Annotated in this window: 8 protein-coding genes; 3 read left to right on the plus strand and 5 right to left on the minus strand. The window is 63.0% G+C overall.

Going from position 1 to position 5,161, the window contains the following annotated elements:
* Window positions 1-81: 81 nt before the first annotated feature.
* The 4 genes from EOA75_RS28370 to EOA75_RS28385 all read right to left on the minus strand — a co-directional run bounded on the left by EOA75_RS28370 (window position 82) and on the right by EOA75_RS28385 (window position 3,193).
* Window positions 82-876, minus strand: a complete 795-nt coding sequence (locus EOA75_RS28370) for an amino acid ABC transporter ATP-binding protein (RefSeq protein WP_127325722.1) — start codon at window positions 874-876, stop codon at window positions 82-84.
* A 4-nt stretch (window positions 877-880) separates the two neighbouring features.
* Entirely contained in the window at window positions 881-1,531 is a 651-nt protein-coding gene (locus tag EOA75_RS28375) for an amino acid ABC transporter permease (protein ID WP_067001941.1), read from the minus strand.
* On the minus strand, window positions 1,531-2,196 hold the full coding sequence (locus EOA75_RS28380; RefSeq protein WP_067319366.1) for an amino acid ABC transporter permease: 666 nt from the start codon (window positions 2,194-2,196) through the stop codon (window positions 1,531-1,533). Before EOA75_RS28380 ends, EOA75_RS28375 begins: the two co-directional genes overlap by 1 nt.
* A 124-nt stretch (window positions 2,197-2,320) precedes the next feature.
* A complete protein-coding gene (locus EOA75_RS28385) occupies window positions 2,321-3,193 on the minus strand; it encodes a transporter substrate-binding domain-containing protein (RefSeq protein ID WP_127325723.1) in 873 nt (290 codons plus the stop codon).
* A gap of 120 nt (window positions 3,194-3,313) precedes the next feature.
* Here EOA75_RS28385 and EOA75_RS28390 point away from each other — a divergent pair, with 120 nt between their 5' ends.
* The gene (locus EOA75_RS28390) at window positions 3,314-4,114 is read left to right on the plus strand and encodes an IclR family transcriptional regulator (RefSeq protein ID WP_095824056.1); all 801 of its coding nucleotides are present in this window, start codon (window positions 3,314-3,316) and stop codon (window positions 4,112-4,114) included.
* A 24-nt stretch (window positions 4,115-4,138) separates the two neighbouring features.
* Here the strand turns inward: EOA75_RS28390 and EOA75_RS28395 are convergent, their stop codons facing one another.
* Window positions 4,139-4,342, minus strand: coding sequence for a DUF465 domain-containing protein (locus tag EOA75_RS28395; RefSeq protein WP_067001951.1), 204 nt, complete (start codon window positions 4,340-4,342; stop codon window positions 4,139-4,141).
* Window positions 4,343-4,577: 235 nt separating this feature from the next.
* Between EOA75_RS28395 and EOA75_RS28400 the strand changes: the two genes are divergently transcribed.
* Window positions 4,578-4,757, plus strand: a complete 180-nt coding sequence (locus tag EOA75_RS28400; protein ID WP_040998838.1) for a YdcH family protein — start codon at window positions 4,578-4,580, stop codon at window positions 4,755-4,757.
* Window positions 4,758-5,011: 254 nt separating this feature from the next.
* Window positions 5,012-5,161: flavodoxin-dependent (E)-4-hydroxy-3-methylbut-2-enyl-diphosphate synthase (locus EOA75_RS28405; RefSeq protein WP_164747613.1), on the plus strand; the 150-nt coding region annotated here is incomplete at its 3' end.

Here is a 5,161-nt window from a genome sequence, read left to right on the forward strand (position 1 = left end):
GGCAGCGTCAGGCCGAGTTCGGCGAGCCGGGTGTAAGGCGTCATGGAAGAATGCTCCTTGGATGGCATTTGCCATCCGATGTCAGAATTGCGAGGCGCGTAAGCGCGCCAAAAAAGTCCGCAGGCGCTCGTTCGTGGTCTCCGCGGCAAGCACCTCCTTCGGCGGCCCGACGGCACTGACGCCGCCGTCGGCCATGAAGACGATGCGGCTTGAGGCGTCGCGGGCGAAAGCCATCTCATGCGTCACCATCACCATGGTCATGCCGTCCTCGGCGAGGCTTTTCACCACGGCCAGAACCTCGCCGACGAGTTCCGGATCGAGGGCCGAGGTGATCTCGTCGAGCAGCAGGATCTTCGGCTCCATGGCGACGGCGCGGGCGATGCCGACACGCTGCTGCTGGCCGCCGGAAAGCTCGGCGGGCAGGCTGTCGGCCTTGTGGGCGAGACCGACACGACCCAACCAGTGCTCGGCGATCGAGCGCGCCTCGGCGCTGCTCTTGCCGCGTACCTTGGTGAGGCCGAGCATGATGTTGCCGGCCGCCGTCAGATGCGGGAACAGGTTGAAGCCCTGGAACACCATGCCGGTCTCGGCGCGCATGGCGGCCAAGTCGCGCTCGCTGCGGCGCTGGCGCGCGCCGCCGTCGCGAAAACCGACCTCCTTGCCGTCGATGCGGATCGAGCCGCTGTCGTAGCTTTCGAGGAAGTTGACGCAGCGCAGCAGCGTGGTCTTGCCGCTGCCGGACGGTCCGATGATGGCGACCACCTCGCCCTTCGCCACCTTGAGGCTGACCGAGCGCAGTACCTCGACCGAGCCAAAGGATTTCGAGACCTCGGCGATATCGAGAAGCGCAGGGCTGTTATCGGAAGTGGTGGCCATCGTGCTATTCCCGGATGAAGGCAAAGCGCTGCTCCAGCCGTCGGCTGGCAAGCGAAAGCGCGTAGTTGACGCCGAAATAGAGAAGGGCGCCGAGGATATAGAGCGGCATCGCCTCATAGGTGCGGCCAATGACCTGGTTGATGGCCTGCATCAGATCGGTGATGCCGAGCAGCGAGACCAGCGCGCTGCCCTTGACCGCGTCGGTGACGCCGTTGATCCAAGGCGGCAGGAAGCGGCGGAAGGCCTGCGGGAAAATCACGTAGGTAAGGCGCTGGCGAAAGGTCAGGCCAATCGCCATCGCCGCTTCCGACTGGCCTTTCGGGATCGAGGCGACGGCACCGCGCAGATATTCGACGACCTGCGCGGTCTTGAACAAGGTCAACGCCAGCACCGCCGCCCAGAAGGACTGGAGATGCACGCCGACGGCCGGCAGGCCGTAATAGACGAAGAAGATCAGCACCAGGATCGGGATGCCGCGGACGGTGTCGCTGAAGATCCGCACCGCCCAGCGCAAGGGTGCGGGCCCGTAGACGAGGCCAACGCCGAGGACAACGCCGGCGATCAGCGACAGCACCACGACGAGCAGCGATACCCAAAGCGTCAGCGCGAAGCCTTCGGCGAGGAACGGCAGGGCGTAAGCGATCTGGCCAAGCATCAGCGCGCCGTCCTATACCAGCGCTCGACCAGCCGGAGCGCGAAGAGCAGGGCGTAACCCGTCACCAGATACATCGCCGTCACCACCAGATAGACCTCGACGATGCGGAAGGTGTTGAAGTTGATCCACTGCGCGCCGTAGGTCAGTTCGGGCACGGAGATGACGGAAGCGACAGACGTGTCCTTGAACAGCGAGATGAAGGTGTTGGAAAGCGCCGGCAGGGTGATGCGCATCATCGTCGGCAGCCGCACATGGACAAGCCGCTGCCATGGCGTAAGGCCGATCGCCTTGCCGGCATCGATCTGGCCGCGCGGCACGGCTTCGAGGCCGGATCGGAACACTTCGACGAGATAGGCGCCGCTGTAGACGGCAAGCGTGGCGACGAAGGACGTCTGCGCGCTGTAGGCCAGGTCGATGACGGTCGGCAGACCGTAGAACACCAGATAGACCAGCAGGATCAGCGGCACGTTGCGGATGAATTCGACGTAAGAGGCGATAATGCCGCGCACGACACGCCCGGCCGAGACATACCAGACGGCCAGTACCAATCCGATGACAATGCCGATGGCGATCGAGATCACGGCAAGCTCGAGGCTGAGCAGCAGTCCGCCCCAGAGCTTGTCGAAATGGCGCCAGATCAGGTTGAAATTGAGCGTATAGCCCATGCGTCCGTCTCAATGGCCTGTGGTGACGATAAAGAAATCGCCACTGCAGGAACCCCGTGTCGAGGAGAACAGGCGGAAGGGCGCTTGCTGCGGCCCTCCGCCGGCTAAAGTCAGACAGGCCTCGTCAGATGACCGGGAAGCCCGGATGGCGCGGCGGCGGTTCCTGGCCGAAATATTCCTTGAAGGCAGCGTCGTAGAGTGCCGTCTCGTGGCCGAACATGGCGATGGTGAAGGTCTGGTCGACGTAGGTCAGCCAGTCGAGGTCGCCCTGCCTGATGGCCGCGCCGTAAAGCATCGAATACCAGCTCTTGCCGGCGTCGAAATATTTGTCCGGGTTGCGCGAGGCGAGCCAGCGCACGGTGGAGAGGTCGACCGCGGCGGCGTCGACGCGCTTGGATTCCAGCGCCTGGAGCACGTTGGCCTGGGTGTCGATCTGCATCACTTGCGCCTGCGGCAGGGCAAAGTGCACCGAGTTTTCGGCATCGACATTCTGCAGGATCGAGATGCGCGTGGCCGAGCCGTTCGCCAGCAGCTTGTCGAAAGTCTTGTTCTCGGAGCCGGGCAGCGTCAGCAGCGCGACGCCTTCGACATAGTAGGGGCGCGAGAAGTGGATCAGCTGCGAGCGCTGCGCCGTCATGGTCATGAACTGGATGGTGATGTCGACCTTGTTGGTGGTCACGTTCGGAATGCGCTGCGCCGGATCCTGCATGACGAATTCGACCTTGGTCGGGTCATCGAAAAGGCCCTTGGCGAGGATGCGCCCCATAGTGATGTCCATGCCGACCAGCTCGCCGGCATCGTTCTCGAAATGCCACGGCGCGTTGGTGCTGCCGGTGCCGACGATCAGCTTGCCGCGATCGAGCGCGGTCCGCAGCACGCTATCGGACGCGGCTTGCGCGGCGGCCTTCTCGGCGCTGACCGCGGTGAGCGCGCCGGCGGTGGCAAGTCCGGCCATTCCCAATTTCAGAAAATCACGTCTTCCGGATGTGTCGTTCACGGCGACCTCCTTTGGTGTGTGTTCCCCATGAATACACGCGTCAGCAATCGATATACGATTGTCTCTTACAAGAGACGTATGTATCCTGTACAAGACAGATACTAACACCGGGAATCGACAATGCAAGATGGCGAAGCGCTGACCGAGTGGCAGGCCGCAGGTTCGGACGAGGAGAGGCCCGCGAACTCTCGCGAGAAGGGTCTCAACCGCGCGCTGCACATTCTGGAGTTCCTGCATGCCACGCAGCGCGCGATCGGCATCGGCGAGCTGGCCAAGGGGCTCAACGCCCCCCGCTCGACGACTTACACGCTCGTTCGCGAGCTGGTCGGTGCCGGTCTCCTGGAGATGGCCGGCGACGGCAACCGCGTCTATTTCGGCAAGAAGCTTTACCTCTACGGAATGGCCTATATGCGCGGCAACGACCTCCTCAGGCGCGGACGGCAGGAGGTCGACACGCTGTCGCGCGAGACCGGCGAGACCTCGGAGCTGTGCATGCTGCAGAGCGGCCGCTACACGATCGTCCATTCGAGCCCGGGCACCAGGCCGTTCCGCATCAGCTCGGCCACCGGCCTGCAGATCCCGCTGCCTTGGACCGCGTCGGGCCGGCTGCTGCTCGCCGGCCTGGAACGCAGCCGGATCGAGGCGATGATCTCCCAGGACGACCTCGTGCTGCCGGATGGCCGCAAGATCGAGCTCGACGACTTCATCGACGACATCGCAAAAGCCCGCGTCACCGGCTATTGCGTGACGTCGGGCCTTGTCGACGCCTATACCAAATGCTTGGCGGCGCCGGTCTTTTCAGCGCCCGGGAAGATCGAGGCGACGATGTGCCTGGTGGTTCCGATCGACACGTCGGAAGATCGGACAGGCGAGCTGGTCGCGCTGCTGCGTGACCGCGCCGCGCGGCTTTCGATCCCCTAGCCGTCGAGCGAAGGAAGCTGCCGGTCAGGCGATGATGTCGGGGATGATGCGGTCTTCCAGCGCCATCAGCCGGTCCTTCAGCATCAGCTTCTTCTTCTTCATGCGCTGGATCTGCAGCGGGTCGCAACCCATGGCGATCATCGCATTGATGGCGGCGTCGAAATCGGCGTGTTCCTGTTTGAGCCGGGAATATTCGAGGCGTATCTCAGCCTGTTCCTGTTCGGACATTATCTACCGTCTGCGTATGCGTCGCCCAGGGATGGGCCTTTGGGCGGGGCCGGTGGGGTTTGTGACCGGCGCGCCGCTGATATCACATTTCACATTGTCGTGGAATGCTACCACGCGGCATTCGACATCGAGATTGGTTGGTGGCAAACTGTCATCGTGCCGTCACAGTTGCGACCTGCGGTGGACGTGCCTGAGACGGCTGCAATCGAGGAATCCATGAAAGGGAGAACCAATCATGTCTCTTGCATCCCATCTTGATGAGCTGCAGCGGAAGCACGGCGACATCGAGCGCGAGCTTATCGACGCGATGAATCATCCTTCGGTAGACGACCTCGAGATCGCCACTCTGAAGCGGCGCAAGCTGGCAATCAAGGACGAGATTGAAAAGCTGAAGGCGAAACCGACGGCACACTGAAACTCCTCTAGGCAGCATAAACCGCACCCGTCGGGTGCAACCCAACCGGTGGCAAGAATGCCGCCGGTACGGTGAGTTTACGCTGAATTTCCCGAGTCTTCCCGGAATGCAACCGCAGCCCGATGTGGGCTGCTGAACCGCGCGGCCGCCAACCAAGCGCAGCCGATTTGCGGACCGTGGCTGTCACCGGCCATTGACAAGCCATCTTTGCTCCGCCACCTCATGCCCGGAACTTCCAGATGAAGGCGGCCGGCATGACCGGATATTTTTCTTCTCCTTTCCCGCGGCGCGCATCGGTCGGCGTCGATGTCGGCGGCGTGATGGTCGGCGGCGGCGCGCCGGTCGTCGTGCAGTCGATGACCAACACCGATACCGCCGACATCGATCAAACCGTTGCCCAGGTG

This window comes from Mesorhizobium sp. M1A.F.Ca.IN.022.07.1.1, from assembly GCF_003997575.1.
Taxonomy (GTDB): Bacteria; Pseudomonadota; Alphaproteobacteria; order Rhizobiales; family Rhizobiaceae; genus Mesorhizobium.

What these genes read in the sequence shown, in the direction of transcription:
- EOA75_RS28370 (WP_127325722.1), bottom strand. Translation starts at nt 876, where the DNA reads ATGGCCACCACTTCCGATAACAGCCCTGCGCTTCTCGATATCGCCGAG.
- EOA75_RS28380 (WP_067319366.1), bottom strand. Translation starts at nt 2,196, where the DNA reads ATGGGCTATACGCTCAATTTCAACCTGATCTGGCGCCATTTCGACAAG.
- EOA75_RS28390 (WP_095824056.1), top strand. Translation starts at nt 3,314, where the DNA reads ATGCAAGATGGCGAAGCGCTGACCGAGTGGCAGGCCGCAGGTTCGGAC.
- EOA75_RS28375 (WP_067001941.1), bottom strand. Translation starts at nt 1,531, where the DNA reads ATGCTTGGCCAGATCGCTTACGCCCTGCCGTTCCTCGCCGAAGGCTTC.
- EOA75_RS28395 (WP_067001951.1), bottom strand. Translation starts at nt 4,342, where the DNA reads ATGTCCGAACAGGAACAGGCTGAGATACGCCTCGAATATTCCCGGCTC.
- EOA75_RS28400 (WP_040998838.1), top strand. Translation starts at nt 4,578, where the DNA reads ATGTCTCTTGCATCCCATCTTGATGAGCTGCAGCGGAAGCACGGCGAC.